Origin of the sequence: Actinomadura decatromicini (genome assembly GCF_008121305.1) — a bacterium.
In the GTDB taxonomy this organism is placed as follows: Bacteria; Actinomycetota; Actinomycetes; order Streptosporangiales; family Streptosporangiaceae; genus Spirillospora; species Spirillospora syzygii.
The window spans coordinates 1,204,199-1,221,822 of the sequence record NZ_VSRQ01000001.1; the positions used below are offsets into that span (position 1 = coordinate 1,204,199).

At 67.7% G+C, this 17,624-nt stretch carries 12 protein-coding genes; 6 read left to right on the forward strand and 6 right to left on the reverse strand.

Annotated elements, in window-relative coordinates:
- The first annotated feature begins 293 nt into the window (after positions 1-293).
- The gene (locus FXF68_RS04895; RefSeq protein ID WP_148757655.1) at positions 294-752 is read left to right on the forward strand and encodes a hypothetical protein; all 459 of its coding nucleotides are present in this window, start codon (positions 294-296) and stop codon (positions 750-752) included.
- Positions 753-836: 84 nt separating this feature from the next.
- Here FXF68_RS04895 and FXF68_RS04900 read toward each other — a convergent pair whose 3' ends face one another.
- Positions 837-1,238, reverse strand: a complete 402-nt coding sequence (locus FXF68_RS04900; protein ID WP_148757656.1) for a hypothetical protein — start codon at positions 1,236-1,238, stop codon at positions 837-839.
- 136 nt (positions 1,239-1,374) lie between these two features.
- On the opposite strand from FXF68_RS04900, the gene FXF68_RS04905 reads away from it, so the two are divergent.
- The 4 genes from FXF68_RS04905 to FXF68_RS04920 all read left to right on the forward strand — a co-directional run bounded on the left by FXF68_RS04905 (position 1,375) and on the right by FXF68_RS04920 (position 7,440).
- The gene (locus FXF68_RS04905; RefSeq protein ID WP_148757657.1) at positions 1,375-1,926 is read left to right on the forward strand and encodes a hypothetical protein; all 552 of its coding nucleotides are present in this window, start codon (positions 1,375-1,377) and stop codon (positions 1,924-1,926) included.
- Positions 1,927-2,213: 287 nt separating this feature from the next.
- Positions 2,214-3,323 (forward strand): hypothetical protein, encoded by a 1,110-nt coding sequence (locus tag FXF68_RS44715; protein WP_246178313.1) that lies wholly within the window; start codon positions 2,214-2,216, stop codon positions 3,321-3,323.
- A gap of 547 nt (positions 3,324-3,870) precedes the next feature.
- Positions 3,871-4,953, forward strand: coding sequence for a tetratricopeptide repeat protein (locus tag FXF68_RS44720; RefSeq protein WP_246178436.1), 1,083 nt, complete (start codon positions 3,871-3,873; stop codon positions 4,951-4,953).
- 885 nt (positions 4,954-5,838) lie between these two features.
- Positions 5,839-7,440: a tyrosine-type recombinase/integrase gene (locus FXF68_RS04920; RefSeq protein ID WP_148757659.1), complete on the forward strand. Its 1,602-nt coding sequence runs from the start codon at positions 5,839-5,841 to the stop codon at positions 7,438-7,440.
- A gap of 450 nt (positions 7,441-7,890) precedes the next feature.
- Here FXF68_RS04920 and FXF68_RS42115 read toward each other — a convergent pair whose 3' ends face one another.
- The 3 genes from FXF68_RS42115 to FXF68_RS04935 form a co-directional block, all read right to left on the reverse strand.
- Positions 7,891-8,271 carry a hypothetical protein gene (locus FXF68_RS42115; protein ID WP_187437726.1) on the reverse strand — a complete coding sequence of 127 codons (381 nt, stop codon included), beginning with the start codon at positions 8,269-8,271 and terminating at the stop codon, positions 7,891-7,893.
- 2,062 nt (positions 8,272-10,333) lie between these two features.
- Positions 10,334-12,181, reverse strand: coding sequence for a hypothetical protein (locus tag FXF68_RS04930; RefSeq protein ID WP_148757661.1), 1,848 nt, complete (start codon positions 12,179-12,181; stop codon positions 10,334-10,336).
- Between the two features lie 819 nt (positions 12,182-13,000).
- Positions 13,001-13,456, reverse strand: a complete 456-nt coding sequence (locus tag FXF68_RS04935) for a MarR family winged helix-turn-helix transcriptional regulator (RefSeq protein ID WP_222869801.1) — start codon at positions 13,454-13,456, stop codon at positions 13,001-13,003.
- Positions 13,457-13,649: 193 nt separating this feature from the next.
- On the opposite strand from FXF68_RS04935, the gene FXF68_RS04940 reads away from it, so the two are divergent.
- Positions 13,650-15,236, forward strand: a complete 1,587-nt coding sequence (locus tag FXF68_RS04940; protein ID WP_222869802.1) for an amidohydrolase family protein — start codon at positions 13,650-13,652, stop codon at positions 15,234-15,236.
- A 110-nt stretch (positions 15,237-15,346) separates the two neighbouring features.
- On the opposite strand, the gene FXF68_RS04945 is transcribed toward FXF68_RS04940, so the two are convergent.
- Both FXF68_RS04945 and FXF68_RS04950 read right to left on the reverse strand, forming a co-directional pair.
- Positions 15,347-16,270: an NAD(P)-dependent oxidoreductase gene (locus FXF68_RS04945; protein ID WP_148757663.1), complete on the reverse strand. Its 924-nt coding sequence runs from the start codon at positions 16,268-16,270 to the stop codon at positions 15,347-15,349.
- A 32-nt stretch (positions 16,271-16,302) separates the two neighbouring features.
- The gene (locus FXF68_RS04950; protein ID WP_187437727.1) at positions 16,303-17,589 is read right to left on the reverse strand and encodes an amidohydrolase family protein; all 1,287 of its coding nucleotides are present in this window, start codon (positions 17,587-17,589) and stop codon (positions 16,303-16,305) included.
- Between the last annotated feature and the right edge of the window lie 35 nt (positions 17,590-17,624).

Genomic DNA, 17,624 nt, shown 5'->3' on the forward strand with positions numbered 1-17,624 from the left:
CGCCGCGACGGGCATCTCTGCCAGTGGCCAGCCGGCCCCGGCATTTGCGGTAACCACGCGACCGACGTCGACCATCGCGTGCCCGCACATCTGGGCGGCACCGACCACGACGACAACCGCTGGCCGCTGTGCACCGACCACCACAAGACCCACAACCGCACACGAGGCAGGCGTCGCCGCGGCCCGGATCATCGCCAAGCGGTACCAGCCGCCCGAGCCGCACCCCGGCCTGCTAAATGTGCGCAGCCAGAGACGGCGTTGACCCCATTTGGCTGCGAGCGCATCCTCAAAGGGTGGCGACGCCGGAACCGCCCTCGCAGCAGGTCAATGAGGACCAAGATCAGCTCCTCGTTGCTGCGCTAGGGCATGCATGGTCCTACTACGACACACGCCTCAGCAGAGGCCTCCAGGTCCTTAACTATTTCCTCATAGCCACCGCAATCCTCGCCACGGCTTATGTGAGCGCCCTCAACAACGGCAACGACGTGGTCGCCGCCCTTGTTGCGGCTACTGGCATCCCGCTGTCACTGATCACGTTTGCGGTGGGATATCAACAACGAAGACTCGCCACAGTTGGGGAGCTAGCCCTCGTGGAGATCCAAGACCGCCTAGCGATCAAGCTTGGCCTGAATTCCTTCCGCATGGCGGCACCGCTTCCACGCTGGGCCCCCAGGTTCATCCCTTCGTACATTGCGTTCTTGCTGGCTCTCGCACTCAGCATTGCTGCAACTGCCTACGCGCTGGCCCGCTGAGTCGAGTTGTGCCCTGGGCGACCCCCGGCCGATGGGCTGATCGCCCGAGTCGGCATAGCGCCACACAACGTGTACGGGTTCCGACTACACATCGTCCTGAGGTGGCACGTCCGGGCGTGCCTCGTATGCACGCTGCCTGAGTTGGAGTCGTTCCAGGTCGGCAACCATGTTGGGAAGATCTTCGGCCAGTCGTTGCCGATACTCGCTGTCGTCCCTCTGTTCGACCTTATCGATCTCTCGCCGAGCCGTAGCGATGTGCCTGCGAAGTTGTTCGATCAGATCGCTCAGGTCCCCTAGCTGGAACGCGAGTTGATCGGCTACATCTCGGTGTTGCTGGGCTGATGCACGCATGCTCAGGTCATCGCTTCCCCACTTGTCAGCGAGTCCCTGGCTCCCTTGTGCGTACCGGTCCTCATCGCGCAACCAGCCTCCAGCCGTGCTCCGAGAGACCGCAAGCGAGATCGTGATCTTGTCGCCGACCGCCATTGACCCCACTCCTACCGTCACCCAATTCACCAGTAACGGAGCGTACCGAGCGCTTGGTGGAGACGCCTGAGGACTCAGAGGCGATCATCTATGCCTCGCTCTTCTGCTTTCTGATCCACTCGCCGCCCGGTGACTCGTGGTCGTGCTCGTCGCGGTGGCGAACGGGAAATCCGGCACGCTGCAAAGCCTGTTCGATCTCGCGCACATAGGTTGGTCCGATGCCCTCGACATCGGTGAGCCGTTCCGCTTCCTGTGCGAAGCCGGTATCGAAAGCCCGGAGAGTCAGGGAACCTGCCGCGAGCGGACGCGATACGAGTTACGGGGAGCTGACGAGCAGGTGGCCGCACTGGCCACCCGGGCCATCGCGCACGCCGCCCTCAACAACCCACATGACGTCTTCAACTTGCTGGTCGCGCTAAGAAGCATCGGAGCGGTCGAGCAGGTGGCCGCACTGGCCACCCGGGCCGCCGCACACACCACCTTCGACAACCCGGACGCCGTCGCCACCCTGCTGAACAGGTTGCGGGAGGTCGGAGCCGACGAGCAAGTGACCGCACTCGCCACCCGGTTGCCGGTTGCGGGTATGTTCGGTCTATTTCTACTTGTTGCTGATCACATGGCGCGGTATCGGTTCGGGCGGGAGCCGGATGGGCGTCCCGCCGACCGGTGGGAGTGGGAAGACCTGTAGTGACCAGCCTCAACGCCCACCTTCCCAGGTCTAGGCGCGAGATCCACGGAAGCAAGTCACGCTGGACGGTCGGGGCATTTCGGAAGCGACCGCGGGCGAATAGGGTGCGGGCACCAGGTCTCGTTCGACCGGTCGGGGTGGGGGTGAGGTGATCAATTCGCAAGCGGCGGCCAGACGCAGTGAAGGTCGAACCCACCGCCACCCGGATGATGGCCGGACATGGCCGAGCGGCTGGTTCTGAGGGCGGCGAACGGTACCGCGCGGGCGATGTCCGTAGCGTGCACGGTGTGGGAACAGATCCACAGTTCGAGCCGCCCGAGTCCGGGTCCGAGGCTGGCGTCCACCAGAATGCAAACGCCGCACGCGACGCCTACACCGCAGGCCGCGACCTCATCATCAACCTCGGTGAGCAGAGCGACACGTCCCCCTCGGGACCGCTAGGTCGGGTGATCGGTGAGCTAGGCGAGCAGGACGCGCTGGCGTTAGAGGTGCACCAGGCGTTCGAGGCGAGCACGGCGAGCATGTCCGGACAGGTGCCGGTGCTGCCGGTGTACCTGCCCCGGCCGGGTTTCGACGACCGGTTGCGCGCCGCCGTCGCAGGCGCGGCACGCGGCAGCCTCATGGTGCTCGTGGTCGGCGATTCCTCGACGGGCAAGACGCGGGCGTGCTGGGAAGCGATCCGCGCCGAACTGCCCGACTGGCGGGTCTGGCATCCACTCACCCCCGAACGTCCGGCAGCGCTGGCCGAGGCGGTCCACGCCGGACGCGTCGCCGCGCGGACGGTGATCTGGCTGAACGAGGCCCAGTTCTACCTCCTACCCGCAGGCGGTGAACAGGTCGCGACCGAGCTGCAGGCGCTGCTGGCCGACCCCGCCCGCGGACCTGTGCTCCTGCTGGGATCGATGTGGCCTGACTTCCGGCGCGCCCTGACCGCTGCCTCCAATGACCCCGCGAAACCGGATCCCCACCGCGCGGCGCGGGCACTGCTCGGCCAGGCCAAGTACATCACTGCCCCGCCTGAGTTCACCGCCACACAGCTCACCGATTTGGCCGCTACTATCTCCACCGACCCGCGCTTGCGCGCCGCGACCGAACAGGCGCGCGGCGGGCGGATCGCCCAAGAACTGGCCGGCGCTCCCGAGTTGTTGCGCCGCTATGAGGAGGCCAGCCCGGCAGCGCGGGCGGTGCTGTGGGCCGCGATGGACGCACGCCGCCTCGGCCACAGCCTCTACCTGCCCGAGCCGTTGCTGCGCGACGCCGCTCCAGGCTACCTCGATGACCACGAGTGGGACCAGATCGACAGGACCGACTGGTTCCCCCACTGCGCTGGACGAGCTCACCACCCAGCACCGACGTCTGCCGGGCCCGCTGGTCAGACATCGGCCCCGCCCCGGTGAGCCGCGCCCGCCCCACCGGCTGTACCGGCTGGCCGACTATCTCGAACAACGCGCCCGCGCCAAGCGGGGCCGCATCTGCCCCCCGACGACCTTCTGGGACGCGGCCGTCCACCACGCCCACACCCCCAACGACCTCACCACCCTTGGGAGCCAAGCTGAGACCAGGGGCCGCTACCGTCACGCCTCCCACCTCTACCAGCAGGTCGCCGACACCGGGAACCCCTTTGCGCTGCTGGACCTGGCCAAGCTACGAGAGAGGATCGGGGACGGCGAGACTGCCAGACGGCTCTACCAGCAGGCTGCTGACACCCGAGATCCCGACGTTCTGCGACGTATGGACAAGATGCTGCGCAAGCCTGGGGAGGGGATGTACTACTCCGAGTCGCTCTACCGGGAGGCCGCCGACGCCGGAGATCCCGACGCGCTGCTGCATCTGGCTATGCTGCGAAACGAGGCCGGGAAGCACAAGGACGCCGAACGACTCGCGCTCCAAGCCGCCAATGCCGGAAGTTCCGACGCACGGCCGTACCTCGCCGAGCTGCGGGAGATGGCCCGCCTCGTGCAGGAACTCGAACGACTCGACGTCCTCGAAGCCGACCTCGACAATCCCCACGCACGGCCGTATCTGGCCTTTCTGCGGGAGAAGGCCAAGGCCTGCCAGGACACAGGTACCGGGCATCCCGATGCGTTGCTGTACCGGGTTGTGCTTCAAGCGGATGCCGGGGACTGGCAAGGCGCCGAACGGCTCGTATTCCAAGCCTTCGACGCCGGGAACCCATTTCCGCTTGGGGTCTTGGTCGAACTACGGGAGGAGGCCGGGGATCCGAAGGGCGCTGAACGGCTCGCATTCCAAGCCGTTGACGCTGGGTACTCCTACGCGCTGATACGTCTCGCCGAACTGCGAGAGGAGGCTGGGGACTGGCCGGATGCCGAACGACTCTATCGACGGGCCGCCGACGCCGGATGGCTCGACGCTTTTGCGAAATTGGGCCGCCTGCGGGAGGAGGCTGGGGATCAGCAAGGCGCCGAACAACTCTATCGGCAGGCCGCAGACGTCGGATGGTCCGACGCGTTCCCCGACCTGGTCCGACTGCGTGAGGAGACCGGGAACCACAAGGACGCCGAACGACTCGCGCTCCAAGCCGCCTACACCGGACGTCATGAGGCTCTGAAGAAGCTGGCCTTACTACGGGAGCGCGCCGGGGACCGACAGGGCGCCGAACGACTCGCACTCCAAGCCGCCGACACTGGGAACCCTTCCGTTCTGGCGGCACTGGCCCACGGGCGGGCCAGGACCGGGCACTGGCAGGACGCCAAACGGCTCTACTGGCAGGCCGCCGACGCCGGGTATCCCGCTCTGGCGGAGGCGGCCCAGTTGTGGGGATACGCCGGAGACCGGCAGGGTGCCGAACGGCTCCGCCGCTACGGCCTGACTGCCGCCGGAGACATCGAGGAACCTGGACCTGAACGCGGCTGCGGACCGGAACCTCCTGGAAACGGTTCGGGACCCGTCTCCGACTTCCTCGTCCTTATAAACCTCGGGTTTAAGATCGAGCCATACCTTGCCGCATTGAAGACAGTGACCGGCTTGACTCGGCGACCTACCGTCACGGTTCACCAATCTCCGTAGGAGCATTCACCCATCAGTACGATGGGTGACTTACCGAATGGCAGATACTCGTCCACCGATGAACTATTGACACACTCCGTGACATTCCATCACCTATCATCAGAGCATGCGTTTGGCATGTTCAGCGAGCCGAAGCAACCTCGTTCTCCGCCTCCATTACGGCTTCCCGAGGCCATCCAGAGTCCGTGCCATGAACCGTCGACTATCCGGACTTCGCGACCGTGCTGTCTTCACGGACCCTCTGTTCTTCCGACCCCCTCGTCAGGTACGCGCGCCTCCGATGTCATCGACCAGGACGACCAGCTCACGCTCCAGCGCACAACGCCTCCAGGGCAGCGGGCGAGTCATCCCCAGAGCGACATGGCAAGCTTCAACACCTCGCCCGGCCACCAGCGAACGACCTGCCTATTCTCAGCAGGCGGCACCGAAGATGACCCTCTCGCTCCACGACGAGCGAGAGCGCGTGCAAGGCGCCTCAACGCCTCCGACCCACGGTCCTGAAAGCGGCGGGGTGCTTATGATGATCTGCACGACTACCCGGTCGGGGTGTGAGGTGCCGCAGCGAGGTCGCAGCGGCCGAGCCCCGGCCTCGCCGCTCCCCGCTTCCATCCCCTTCATGACACGGTCCCGGCTGCCGAACCACCAAGAACGACGCCGGGACCGCGGCCCCTTCAAAAGAGCGCCTCCTACGATGGCACACCGACAACCGAACTGGCTCACCGTCAGGCAAATCCTGGACGACCTAGACATCCCTCGCCGGACATGGCAGCAGTGGCGTGCGCTGGGCCGCACTCCCCCGTGCAAACGCCTACCGAACGGCGAACTGCGGATCCGACGCACCGACTACGAGTCCTGGCTCGACTCCCTTGAGGAGGTCGACGTCAGATGACGATGAGCTACGACGTCACCATCTACAAGCTGACCCACCGCCGGGGGAAGAAGCACCCGTACGGCGTGCGCTGGAGAGTCAACGACCGGCAGTTCTCTCAGTGGTACACGACCGAGGCGCTGGCCGACAGCGAGAGATCCGGGCTGATCCAGGCCACCCGCAGGGGCGAGGGGTTCGACTCCGAATCGGGATGGCCGGAGAGCAAGCTGAGGGAGCTGCGCAGCGTCTCCTGGTTCGTCCACGCCGTGGAGTACATCGACCGCAAATGGCGCGCCTCATCGGCCAAGCACCGGGTCTCCATGGTCGAGACCCTCGTCACCGTCACCGTCGCGCTGGTGTCCGACAAGCGAGGCGGACCGGCCCCCGAGACGCTCCGGGCCGCGCTGCGTGGGTGGGCGTTCAATCCCAAGCAGCGCGACAGCGCGCAACCGGAGCAGATCAAAACGGCCCTGTCCTGGGTCGCCAAGGCCGCTCCCGCGGTCAACAACCTGGACACCGTAAGGCGCGTTCTGGACGCGTGTGCGACCAACCTCGATGGGAGCGCTTCGGCGCCGGCCTACTTTGACCGCCGCCGCCGAGTCCTGACCAACGTGCTCAAGTTCGCGGTGGCCAAGAACCGCCTTGCGGGCAATCCGCTGGCGGACCCCGCACTAGAGTGGGAACCGCCCACCCGCGACACCGTCGTGGAGGAGATCGATCCCCGCGTGGTCGGCAGCCCCGAACAGATACGCAGGCTCCTCACCGCGGTGGAGGCCGTCGGACGCACTCAGGGCCCGCGGTTCGTCGCCTTCTTCGCTTGCATGTACTACGGAATGCTTCGCCCGGCGGAAGTCAGTCACCTGCGCGAGCAGGACTGCCGGCTTCCGTCGACCGGGTGGGGGCTCCTCCTTCTGGAAAAGAACAGCCCGGCGGCGGGCAAGGCCTTCACCGACGACGGCGAAACCCACGACGAACGCGGCCTCAAGGGGCGGGGCCACAAGGACGTCCGCCCGGTCCCCATTCCGCCCGAGTTGGTCGCGATCCTGCGGGCCCACATCGAGGTGTTCGGTACCGGACCCGGCGGCCTGCTCTTCCGCAGTGTCAACGACAGGCTCATCCACCCCTCGACGTACTGGCACGTCTGGAAGCGGGCGCGCGAGATCGCCCTCACACCCGAGGAGTGCGAGTCGCCGCTCATGCGGCGCCCCTACGATCTGCGCCACGGCGGAGTGTCGCTGCGGCTGTACGCCGGTGTCCCCGGGGCGCAGGTGGCCGAGTGGGCCGGCCACAGCCTGGAAGTGCTGCAGAAGACCTACGCCAAGGTCGTGGCCGGCTTCGAGCACGTCTGGTTCCAGCGGATCGACCAGGTGCTGGACAACCACCCGGTCGCACCGAACCACCTGGCCGCACCGAACCCCCTGGTCGAGCCGCCCCCTCCAGTCGAGCCCAGCCCTCAGGAAGCGCCACCAGCCGTTTGGACCAGGGATGGACCAAGCCACCACAAGAACTCACATCGTCCCAGTTCAGGGCGCAGTCCCACGAACAGCCTCCGGAGCCGTGCGCGCAGGTTCGAATCCTGCAGGGGGCGCACCACCATCACCAGCGGAAACACCCGCTGACCTGCCCAAGGGAGGCCCGACCCTTCCGGATGGCAAGGGCGGCCAAGTGCCACCGGCTGCGGCCGGTGGCGACCATCTGGGTACCCAGCGGGTACCAGAAAATCCACCCAAAACCGGCACCGAGCCCACCTCCGACCCGCCAAGCCCCTCCCGAACCACCCTCCGGGACGGACGCATCCGCCGAAGCGGACGCACCCGCGGCGAACGTCGAGCCGTCCGACCCCGCGTGCGCCTGGTGGGAGTGGTCGGAGTGAATGCCGCCCGGGATGAGGAAACGACCGCCGGGCAGACCGAGAAACGCCTGTGCCGCTGTGGCGTTGATCTCAACTGCTCACCGCCTCGTCCGGTCCCAGCGGTCGCGAGGATAGGCGCCTGACATCGCCGAGCCACTGGGGTAGGTGGAGCTGCTGGGCAGGATCAGGCCGGGCCCACCCATGTCGAGGGGAACCTTTAGGCAGCCAAACCGACGTGCGGCACCCGGTAGTTGGCGTTGTAGTCGTAGTAGCGGTGGCCCAGAACATCGCGGGGGCATTGATCGCGGGCCGCGCCGTTCCACAGGTGGTTTCCGGCGAATGTCGCTCGTGCGCCGAACCAGAGTAGTTCGCACTTGTCGCACCAGCGCCAGCCTGGCTGCCTGTGCTCTTGCGCGTCGTTTTGGCCAGCGTATTCGAGAGAGTAGCCGCTTTTTGCCTGGTAGTGTCCCCCGCTGCCGCTGAGTGTGGCTGCGCAGCTTCCGGACCGGCCCGCACCACTATAGTAAAGTCCCTGGCAGGCCTGGCACCGGCTCCAGCCGGGCTGGCTCGCGCCGATTTCTTCGCCGATGGCCAGCATCGTGTAGTATCCGCTGTTTTCTGTACTGTGGCCTACCCCTGGGCCGGCCATGCAGATACCCCTGCCGGAGCCGTTGCTGAACCAGAGCCCTTCGCATTTCTGGCACCAGCGCCAGCCTGACTCTGACGCGTTGGCGGGCGTCTGCGTACCGAGAGCGGTGCTTCCCAGGAGGACGGCGCCGGATAATAGACCTGTCGTCCGGAGCGCCTGCCTGCGCGTGATTTCCACTCGTACTCCCTGTTGTCAACCCCAGCTTTGGGTGTCGCGTGAACCCGGGCAACTGGCCCAGGCTCTTAACTACGGATAGTTACAGGCTATTCAACCATAAGCGTTTACGTCTATCAATGGTCAAGCAACACTCCCTGGAGGTTGGCCTTAGTGTTTATTGACCTATAGGTGAGCAGTTCGGCCGCCTGGTCGCGTTCAATCGCCTTCGCGGGTGCGCGGGGCCGTTGGGGATCAACCGAGAGCTGAGGCAGTACGCGGGTGGCTACTTGGTGATGAGAGGCTTGAAAAGCCGTCCAGCCACAGGCGAAGGAACGCCGCAAGGCGAGCATTGCGGCAATAGTGCCGGGGGCCGTCACACAACAGACCGTCATAGCGTTGGAGCGCTTCTCGCAGTTGAGATCCCCATTCCTGACAATGAATAGAGTCGCGCGTACCGGATCACTCGAATATACGCGCACTCGCAGCGTGTGTTCGCCCCAGCGCGAACTGACTTGAAGCTGCACCGACCAGGAGTCGCTGTTCTCCTCCGCTGAGTCAACCCGGGAAAGCGGGGCTTGCTCGAATCCGTGTGCAATTGCAGTCGCTCTGGCCATCTCGATCGCTTCTTCCGAGTGAGTGAAGTGCACTCCTCTGTCGTCCTGCGCCGACGCAGAACATGCAGCAGACGTGACCTGAGAGACCATTTCACCGCTTGGACGACAGCCGCATCAGCTCTGTTCCCAATGACGCCACCTAAAGCCCCAGCGGCAATGTACCAACCAAGGTGAACGATCTTTCGAAGTATTCCGGAGGGATGACGTAGCAAACTCGTTCGTGCCTGCGGCGGCGCTCCTCTTGCTCGTCCGCATCCAACTTCGCTTGTGTCATGCTCATCGACGCCCCCTGGAGCAGCCCTGCACGCCAAACCTCCTGGTGAGGGTCTCGGCCGGGCTGCTCCGGGTAACGCGCGTAGGACCAAGTCAGGGGGCGCGCCGCGCACATCCGAAGACCCATCGCTGCCATGGCCGCGACCGGCATCGACCACGTGCCCGAGGAGTGGGCCTGCTCCGGCGTGTGTAGGTTCGAGCCGAAGTTCGACGGGTTCCTTCTCTGAATCACGCAAGGATTCCTGTCGAGCCCGACGGCCTGACGCCGCCCTGATCGCCGCAGGCGGCGCCGATCGCGGTGAGCGGCCGCGCTCCTCGGACGCGGATCGGGTACGGGTAGGCCGGGAACCGTCCGATAGCGGCTACGTCGAAGGCGCGGGGGTCGAGTTGGCTTTCTACTCCGCCTCGGGCGCCAGGGGTGATCTCGAGACTGACGCCGAGGGGATGGTCCACGACTTCGGAGAGCGTCGCGGTCGCCGCCGTCGTCCGGGCCGGCGACGACACCGGTATCGCCTGGTGCGGTGACGCCAGGGCGTACGGGTTCGACGGCGAGCGGCTCCGCCAGTACAGCTCGGGCGCGACCGTCGGTGAGCAGTTCCGTCTCAACGGTGCCCCATTGGAGTTGGCCGCCGACCACGACGACTGGGTCCGCGCGACCCTGGTGGCCGCGACGGTCGGCACGGTCTACAGCGCCTACATCCCCGAGGACGAGTTGGTGCTGCTGCTCTCCGACGGCGTGGTCGACGGCCTGGGCGACGGCCGCGTGGACGAGTTGGTGCGCGAACACGCCGACGACGTGCAGCCCTTGCCGATGCCCTCGTGGGCCAGACCGAGCCGGACAGCCACGGGTACCGCGACGACGCCACCGCCGTCATCCTTCAGCCCCCGCGTTGTACCGCCCGGCATACGGCTGGTCCCGCGGCACCCGCGGCACCCGCGGCGGGCGGGGGCGCACGGTCGACGGCGTACTAGGAGGAGGATGAGTAGGACGAGCCGCCGTCGTCGGAGTCGAGCGAGGGCCGGTAGTCGGCATCGTCGTCGACCATCCCGGGCTTGGTCTTGGCCTTGGCCTTGGCCTGGACTGCCTTGTCGTGGCTGTACCGGTCGGCGGCCTGGGCGTAGGCGTCCGGCGAGAAGGCCTGCTGGGGGTCGAGCGCCTGGATGACGTCCTGGGCGATGGCGACCTGCATGTCCACCCGGATCTCCACGGGCACCAGCAGGGCCGCGAAGCATTCTGGGCTCAGCAGCGGGATGACGGCCCGGTAGGCGGTGTTCATCAGGTGGAGGTGCAGCGCGATCCGGAAGGCGATCCGGCCGCGGCCCACCTTCCAGGCCAGCGCGCGGGGGTCGAGCATCCCGGCCAGCTGGGTCGGGGCCGCTTCACCGGACAGCAGGGTCGCCCGGTGCTTGGGCTCGATCGCGGCAGGGCTGGTGCCGCCGGTGTCGACGATCGAGCCGTCGAGCGAGTTGAGCGCGGTGAGGTAGTCGACCGCCGCGCGCTGGGCAACGGCGAGGACCGTGGTGCCCTCCTCGGGTGTGTCCTCCTCCATCTGGTCGGGGCTCGGTGAGGCGGAGGCGGGGGCGAATCCCGCGACGACGGCCTGCTGGTTCAGCCGGCCGGCCAGGGTGGTGATGGTGGTGCGGGCGGTGTCGAGCAGGGCGGGTACGGCGGCCGGGTTCTTGCCGACCAGCAGGGCGCGCAGGTGGTCGCAGAGCACCACCCATGCCGTGGCGTGGCGGCCGGCGGGCGCGGCCGGCCGGGAACCGATGTAGATCCGGTCGATGCTGTCGCCGTCCACCTCGAACTGGACGGCGAACCGCTCGTAGACGTCGCCGGTCTCCTCGTCCTCCGAGGAGGACAAGGAGGACGAGGAGGAATCGTCGGTGTGGAGCGTCTCGCCCGAATAGGCCTGGACCCGTTCCAGGCTGTTCGGCGGTTCCTTGACGGTGCCGGAGAAGCACTCGCTCAGCGCGTGGTCCTCGTCGCGGCTCAGCGGTGGTGTCAGAAGGTCGACCGCCGACCGGCGGAAGTCGGTCGCGTCGGTGGCGCGGGGGTATGCCTGCTCCATCGTGCGGATGTGGTCGGCCAGCACGAAGGCGCGCAGCTCGGGGATCCGCGAGGTCAGCTCCAGGTCGAGGAGCACCTCGGGCTTGTCTCCCATCGCCGCGAGCGCCTTCAGGTCGAGCAGGCCGCATAGGCTCTTCAAAAGCTCCCGCCGTTCGTTCGACGTGAGCAGGCGGTCGGCCAGCAGGCCCTCCGCGGTACGGACGAGCGACGCGGCACGTGTCGGCGGCCCCGCGGCGGGGGTGACGGGGAAGGCCGACAGCGGCACGGTGTTGCGAAGGTGCAGGTAACCGGCGACCAGGTTCTGGAGCAGCCCCTGCTCCAGCTCCTCCTCGGGCTCCTCGGGGTCGGCCTTGTTGAGGTACTCCTGGGCCGCGACGGTGACCGCACCCGCGTGCAGGGCGGCCTGGGCGTGCCACCAGGCCGGCGTCCGAGCGTCCTTGACCTTCTTGAGCGGCACCGATCGGAGCGCGTCGGCGAGTCGCTGGCTGGGCAGGTACTCGGCCCACTCACACAGGTCGAGCACTCTGTGCAGCCCGTCCTGCAGGGTCTGGCCGACCAGGTCGGCGCGCAGGCCGTCGCAGAACGACAGCCACGGGGACAGGTGGCTCTTGGGCGCGAGGCCGAACGGCCCGGCAGGACGGCCGCCGATGACCACCTGCCGGATCACCGAGGGACTCCCGTCCCGGCTCGTGAGGGTGATCTGGACAGCGAACGACTGGTCGGAGAAGCAGTCGCGTTCGTACACCATGGGACACCGCCAAGGCTGGAGACTGTCATCCCAACGTCGTCCCATGCGGCAGGTACGGCAACCGACGGATATCCGAAATCGCCCCAGAGCTCAGCAGCTCACGGCCGGAACCGGCCCGATGTCCGGCTCCCCGGGCACGCGAGGAACGCACAATGGCGGGAACCCCTGTCCCAGGGGCCGCTGATCCAAAATGCCAGCTCAAGCCGACCTTCCGGGCCAGTTCAGCGCACGGCAGCGATCAGTACGAGAGCGAAACGGGCGTCGCCCCGCCCCCTGATCCACGTGACCCGCACGCTGAACTCGCGCAGCTCACCGGCCTGTTGGAGCCGCCGGGCGTCGATTGGGGCTCGCTGACCCGCCGGGTCGAGCGGTACGAGCAGTGGGACCGGGCCAGCCGCGCGGTCAACGGGCGGGACGCCTACACCGGTGGACGTTCGTCCGAGACCGGGCGCTCCTGCGCGAGTACGAGCGTGGCCGCCCAGACGGCTCGCCTTGGACGTTGCCGGACCTGGCCGCCCATACGGGGATAACGGTCGAGACCGCGCACCCTCCTCGATCGCGCTGACCGGGACCTGGAGGCCCGGTAAGGCCGGAATGGCCCGATGCTCTTGCTGGTGAGCGGCCCCCAATATGCCCCGTACGTCACGGCAGATGGCGTGTACAACTCGGTCTTGGACTGCCGCGCCATCCAATCCCCTCACGGTGGGTGACAGGTGCCCCGCACGGCCTGACCTCCCGCCCCCTCATTCCCGGCGAACCCGCCGAGGAGTCTTGTCGTCGCGCAGTCCCGGCCACGCCGGATGGCGTAGCCGGCTCGGGTCACGGCTCGTTCGTTTCCAGGTTGTGGAGGATCTTGGCGGAGAGGTCGGCGAACTGGTCGAGCTCTTCGGGTGTGAGGCGGTCGACGAACAGGCGCCGGACTTCCTGGCCGTGGCGGGGCACGGCTTTTCTGAGCGCGTCGAGCCCTTCCGCGGTGAGCGCGACATGGACGCCGCGCGAGCCGCACCGCTCGCGGGCGATCAGGTCCCGCCGGCTCATCCGGGTGAGCTGGTGGTGCATGCGGCTCTTCTCCCAGCCGGCTGCCTGGCACAGCTCGTAGAGGCGCATGCGTCTGTCGGGCGATTCGGACAGCAGAGCCAGCACGGTGTAGTCGGCGTTGGACAGGCCGCTGGTCGCCTGAAGCTGCTGTTCGAGGCGTGCCCGCAGCAGCTCCACCATCCGGAAGGAGGTCCGCCATGCGCGGAGCTCGCGGTCGGTCAATCCAAGATGCGCCATGGGAGCATCCTAAACCGAGAGTTGACACGTCAACTCGACCATGTACCGTCTAGTTGACACATCAACTCACTGATCGAGGCGGCGACAGGGCGGCCGGTTCCGTCTCACACGCCATGGCGGGCGGCGGCGCGCGCGCCCTCGAATCCCTGCGATCACCGCGTTTCGAATGGCCTTTTCCCGAAGGAGGAGGAACGTGTCCAGCGAGCAGAACGAAGACGAGCGGCGCAAGAACGCCGCTCCGCGATTTGGACGACGCAGTTTCCTGAAGACCTCGACAGTGGCCACGGCGGCGGGCGGCGCGGGCCTGCTCGCGGCCTCTCCGGCCACCGCGCAGGACCGTGACCGGCCGCCGCCGAGGGACACCGGCGCCCGCGGACGCCGCTACGTCGTCCGCGGCGGGGCGGTGATGTCGATGGACCCGAAGGTGGGCGACTTCGAGGTCGCCGACGTCCTGGTCGAGGGCAAGAAGATCGTCGCGGTCGGACGTGACCTGCGGGCCCCCGGCGCGGACGTGATCGACGCGCGTGGCCGCATCGTCATGCCGGGTTTCGTCGACACGCACCACCATTTGTTCGAGACGGCGGAGCGCGCGTTTCTGGCCAATGGCCTGCTCCTGGACGACCGCTCAGGCTCACCGAGCGCGAACCCGAACTACGGCAAGCACATTCTCGACGGGTTCCGGCTGGTGTACCGGCCGCAGGACGTGTACATCAATGACCTTTTCGCAGGACTTTCCCAGCTTGACGCGGGCGTCACCACGGTGTTGGACGTATCGCAGATCCACCATTCCCCCGAGCACACCGACGCGGCGATCCAGGCGCTGATCGACACCGGACGGCGCGCCGCGTTCGGCTATTTCGAGGGCGACGGCCGCGCCACGGCCCGGTATCCGGAAGACGCCCCCCGCATCAGGGACCGCTGGTTCTCCTCGGACGACCAATTGGTGAGCATGGTCATGGGCGGCGAACTCCACCTCGGCAGGAATGTGTACACCCGGTCCTGGACGCTCGCCCGCGAACTGGACATCAAGATCGCGGCGCACTCGGTCGGGTCGTGGGGGATGCTGCCGGTCTTCGAGGACCTCGCCCAGGGGACCGCCGGGGTCCGGGTGGGGCCGGACAACCTGTTCATTCACATGACCGGGATGTCCGACCGGGTCTGGAAACGGTTTCGGGACGCCGGCGCGCAGGTCTCGCTCGCCTTCCCGATCGAGATGGTCATGCGGCACGGCACCCCGCCGATCCTCACGATGCGGGAGCTCGGCATGGAGCCCTCGCTGAGCTCCGACGTCGAGACGACGATGGCCGCCGACCCCTTCACGCTGATGCGCTCCGCCATGATCATGCAGCGCATGGTCGTCAACCAGATCGTCCTGGACCAGGGCGACCCCATGCCGCCCAACAACTGGCCCACGCCGGCCGAGGGGACGCCGGAGCTCCTCACCGTCCGCGACGTGCTGCGCTACGGGACCGTCAACGGGGCGAAACACCTCGGGCTCGCCGGTAAGACGGGCACGCTCACGCCCGGCAAGGAGGCCGACATCGTCGTGCTCGACGCCACCGCGCTCAACGTGGCCCCGCTCAACAGCGCGCCCGGAGCGGTCGTCACGCTGATGGACCGCACGAACGTCGAGACGGTGATCGTCGCCGGCAAGGTCCGCAAGTGGCGAGGGCGCCTGCTCGACGCCGACCTCGGCCGGCTGCGACGCGAACTCGAAGCGTCACGCGACTACCTCTTCAAGGCGGCAGGCATACGGCAGGACCTTTTCGCATACAGCTAAAGGTCTGGATGGTGCAGATGCTGCCGGTCGCGATGGCGGAGATGAAGGCGACCGGCAGCATGGGCGCGATGTCGGTCCGTACGACGCCGTTCATTGGACGTTGGGCGCCGTCACCCCCGGAGAGGATGGACGACGGGGTGGAGAAGGGGCTCTCCGCGGGATAGGCGGCGGCAGTTCTCCGCTGCCACCGCGAAATAGCGGGTCCAGGTTTCTCGGGTCAGCCAGGCCACGTGCGGCATGACGACGACGCTTTCGAGGGCGAGCAGCGGATTCGTCTCGTCCAGCGGCTCTGTCTCGAATACGTCCAGGCCCGCGCCTGCCAGGTGGCCGGATTTCAATGCCGCCGCAAGGGCGGGCTCTTCTATCACCGCGCCGCGAGCGGTGTTCACCACGATCGCGCCGGGCGGTAGGAGGGCCAGGCGGTCGGCGTTCAGGAGGTGATGGGTCTCCTCGGTCAGCGGGATGTGCACGGACACGATGTCGCTCGTCCGGAGCAGGTCGTCCAAGGGCATCCAGGACGGGTCGTCGCGGCGCGGACGGCGGGACGTGTAGACGACCCTGGCGCCGATCGCCTCCAGCATGCCGCGCAGCAGGCCCGCGATCTCGCCGGCGCCGAGCAGGCCGACCGTCCGGCCGCGGAGTTCGCCGCCGACCAGGGCGCGGCCCGCGGGCCAGCCCTCGCCGCGACGCGTCCGCGCGTCGAACGGGACCAGCTTGCGGAGTGCGGCGAGCATCAGCAGCAGGCTCGTCTCCGCGACGGCCTGCGCGTTGCGGCCCGGCATGTTGGCCACGGCGATGCCGCGTTCGGCGGCGGCGTCCAGGTCGATGGTGTTCACGCCGGTGCCGAGTTTCTGGATGAGCCGCAGCTTCGGCGCCCGGTCCATGTCGGCCGCTTCGAGGGGACGCAGGACGTGCCAGATCACCTCGGTGTCCGGCAGGAGCGCGGTGAAGCGGTCGTCGTCCTGCTCGGAGCAGCTCACGATGTCCAGGCCCGGTTCGGCATGGTCCATGTCGTAGTGCAGCAGTACTCGCATTCGGGGTTCTCCGCTCGGTGACCGCGAGGACGTCAGCCGCAGGGGCCCTGCGCGGCGACTCCAGCGGAGCGCGGCAGGGCCTCCGGGCCGTCGAGTTCGTCCACGAAGAACCGGTGGGCGGGGATCAGCTTGGCCAGTTCCTCCCGGGTGAAGCGGCGACCGGCGAGGAAGGTGTGGCGCGCGCGGCCGAGGTCGAGCAGGTCGCGGTCGGGGGCGCCCTCGACCAGGACGAGGTCGGCGCGGTTCCCGGCGGCGATGGTCCCGACGTCGGCTCCCTGCCGGGCGATCCGCGCGCCGTTCCGCGTCGCGGCGGCCAGCGCGGCGGCGCGGGACGCCCCGCCGTACTTGTGCAGCAGCCACGCCTCCTGCGCGACGGTGCCGAGGGTGTCGGTCCCGGTGCCGATCAGGACGCCCGCGTCGACGGCGTTCCCGATCGTCTCCCGGTGGACGTTCCACAGCGCCGCGTAGCGCGGTTGCCAGGACCGTCCCCAGAACTCGCGGCTGTTCTCGAAGAAGCCCGACAGCGTCGGGACGAGGGCGATGCCCCGCTCGGCCATGGCGGACGCGTGGTCCGCGGACAGATGGATCCCGTGCTCGATCGTGTCGACGCCGGCCTCGATGCACCGTTCCAAAGCGCGTGCCCCGTTCGCGTGGGCGGCGATGGGCAGGCCGCACTCGTGCGCCGTCTCCACCGCCACCTGGACGGCCTTCGCCGAGAACCAGGGCACCGTCAGTTCGTCGCCGGGCGGGTTCGGCAGGTCCTCGTTGCTGGCGATGATCTTGATGAGGTCGGCGCCCTCGTGGGCCTGCCTGCGGATCGTCTCGACCAGGCCGTCCAGGGACGCGACGCTCTCGGCGACGAAGTACGCGTGGCCGTACGACATCCCGATCGCGGCGCCGGAGACGGTCGCGCGAGGGCCGACGATGACGCCGTCGCGGATCGCGTCGCGGACGTGGAGCCGGGAGTCGTCGTTGTGGCCGACGTCCCGGACGCTGGTGACGCCCTCGCGGAGGAGGTTGAAGGCGGTGCGCGTCGACTTCAGGGCGTCCAGCGCGACGGGCCCGAGGATGTTCGGGCCGACCGGGCCGCCGAGGCGCCGGTAGTGGAAATGCATGTGCGAGTTCACCAGCCCGGGAAGGACGCTCAGGCCGGTGCCGTCGAGCACCTCGGACGCATGGGCCGGCACGGTGCCGTCCATGGGCCCGAAGGCGTCGATCCTCCCTTCGCGAACGGCCAGGTATCCCCGCTCGATGACCGTGTCGTCGGCGTCGCAGGTGATGATCCTGACGTCTTTGACGAGGACGTCGATCGAACCCATGGTCGTCTTCCTCTCCGGGCCGCGATGGGGGCCGT

Excerpts from the sequence above, each read along its gene's own strand:
- FXF68_RS42115 (WP_187437726.1), bottom strand. The coding sequence starts at position 8,271 with ATGCTGGCCATCGGCGAAGAAATCGGCGCGAGCCAGCCCGGCTGGAGC.
- FXF68_RS04945 (WP_148757663.1), bottom strand. The coding sequence starts at position 16,270 with ATGCGAGTACTGCTGCACTACGACATGGACCATGCCGAACCGGGCCTG.
- FXF68_RS04920 (WP_148757659.1), top strand. The coding sequence starts at position 5,839 with ATGACGATGAGCTACGACGTCACCATCTACAAGCTGACCCACCGCCGG.
- FXF68_RS04950 (WP_187437727.1), bottom strand. The coding sequence starts at position 17,589 with ATGGGTTCGATCGACGTCCTCGTCAAAGACGTCAGGATCATCACCTGC.
- FXF68_RS04900 (WP_148757656.1), bottom strand. The coding sequence starts at position 1,238 with ATGGCGGTCGGCGACAAGATCACGATCTCGCTTGCGGTCTCTCGGAGC.
- FXF68_RS04930 (WP_148757661.1), bottom strand. The coding sequence starts at position 12,181 with ATGGTGTACGAACGCGACTGCTTCTCCGACCAGTCGTTCGCTGTCCAG.
- FXF68_RS44720 (WP_246178436.1), top strand. The coding sequence starts at position 3,871 with ATGGCCCGCCTCGTGCAGGAACTCGAACGACTCGACGTCCTCGAAGCC.
- FXF68_RS04935 (WP_222869801.1), bottom strand. The coding sequence starts at position 13,456 with ATGGCGCATCTTGGATTGACCGACCGCGAGCTCCGCGCATGGCGGACC.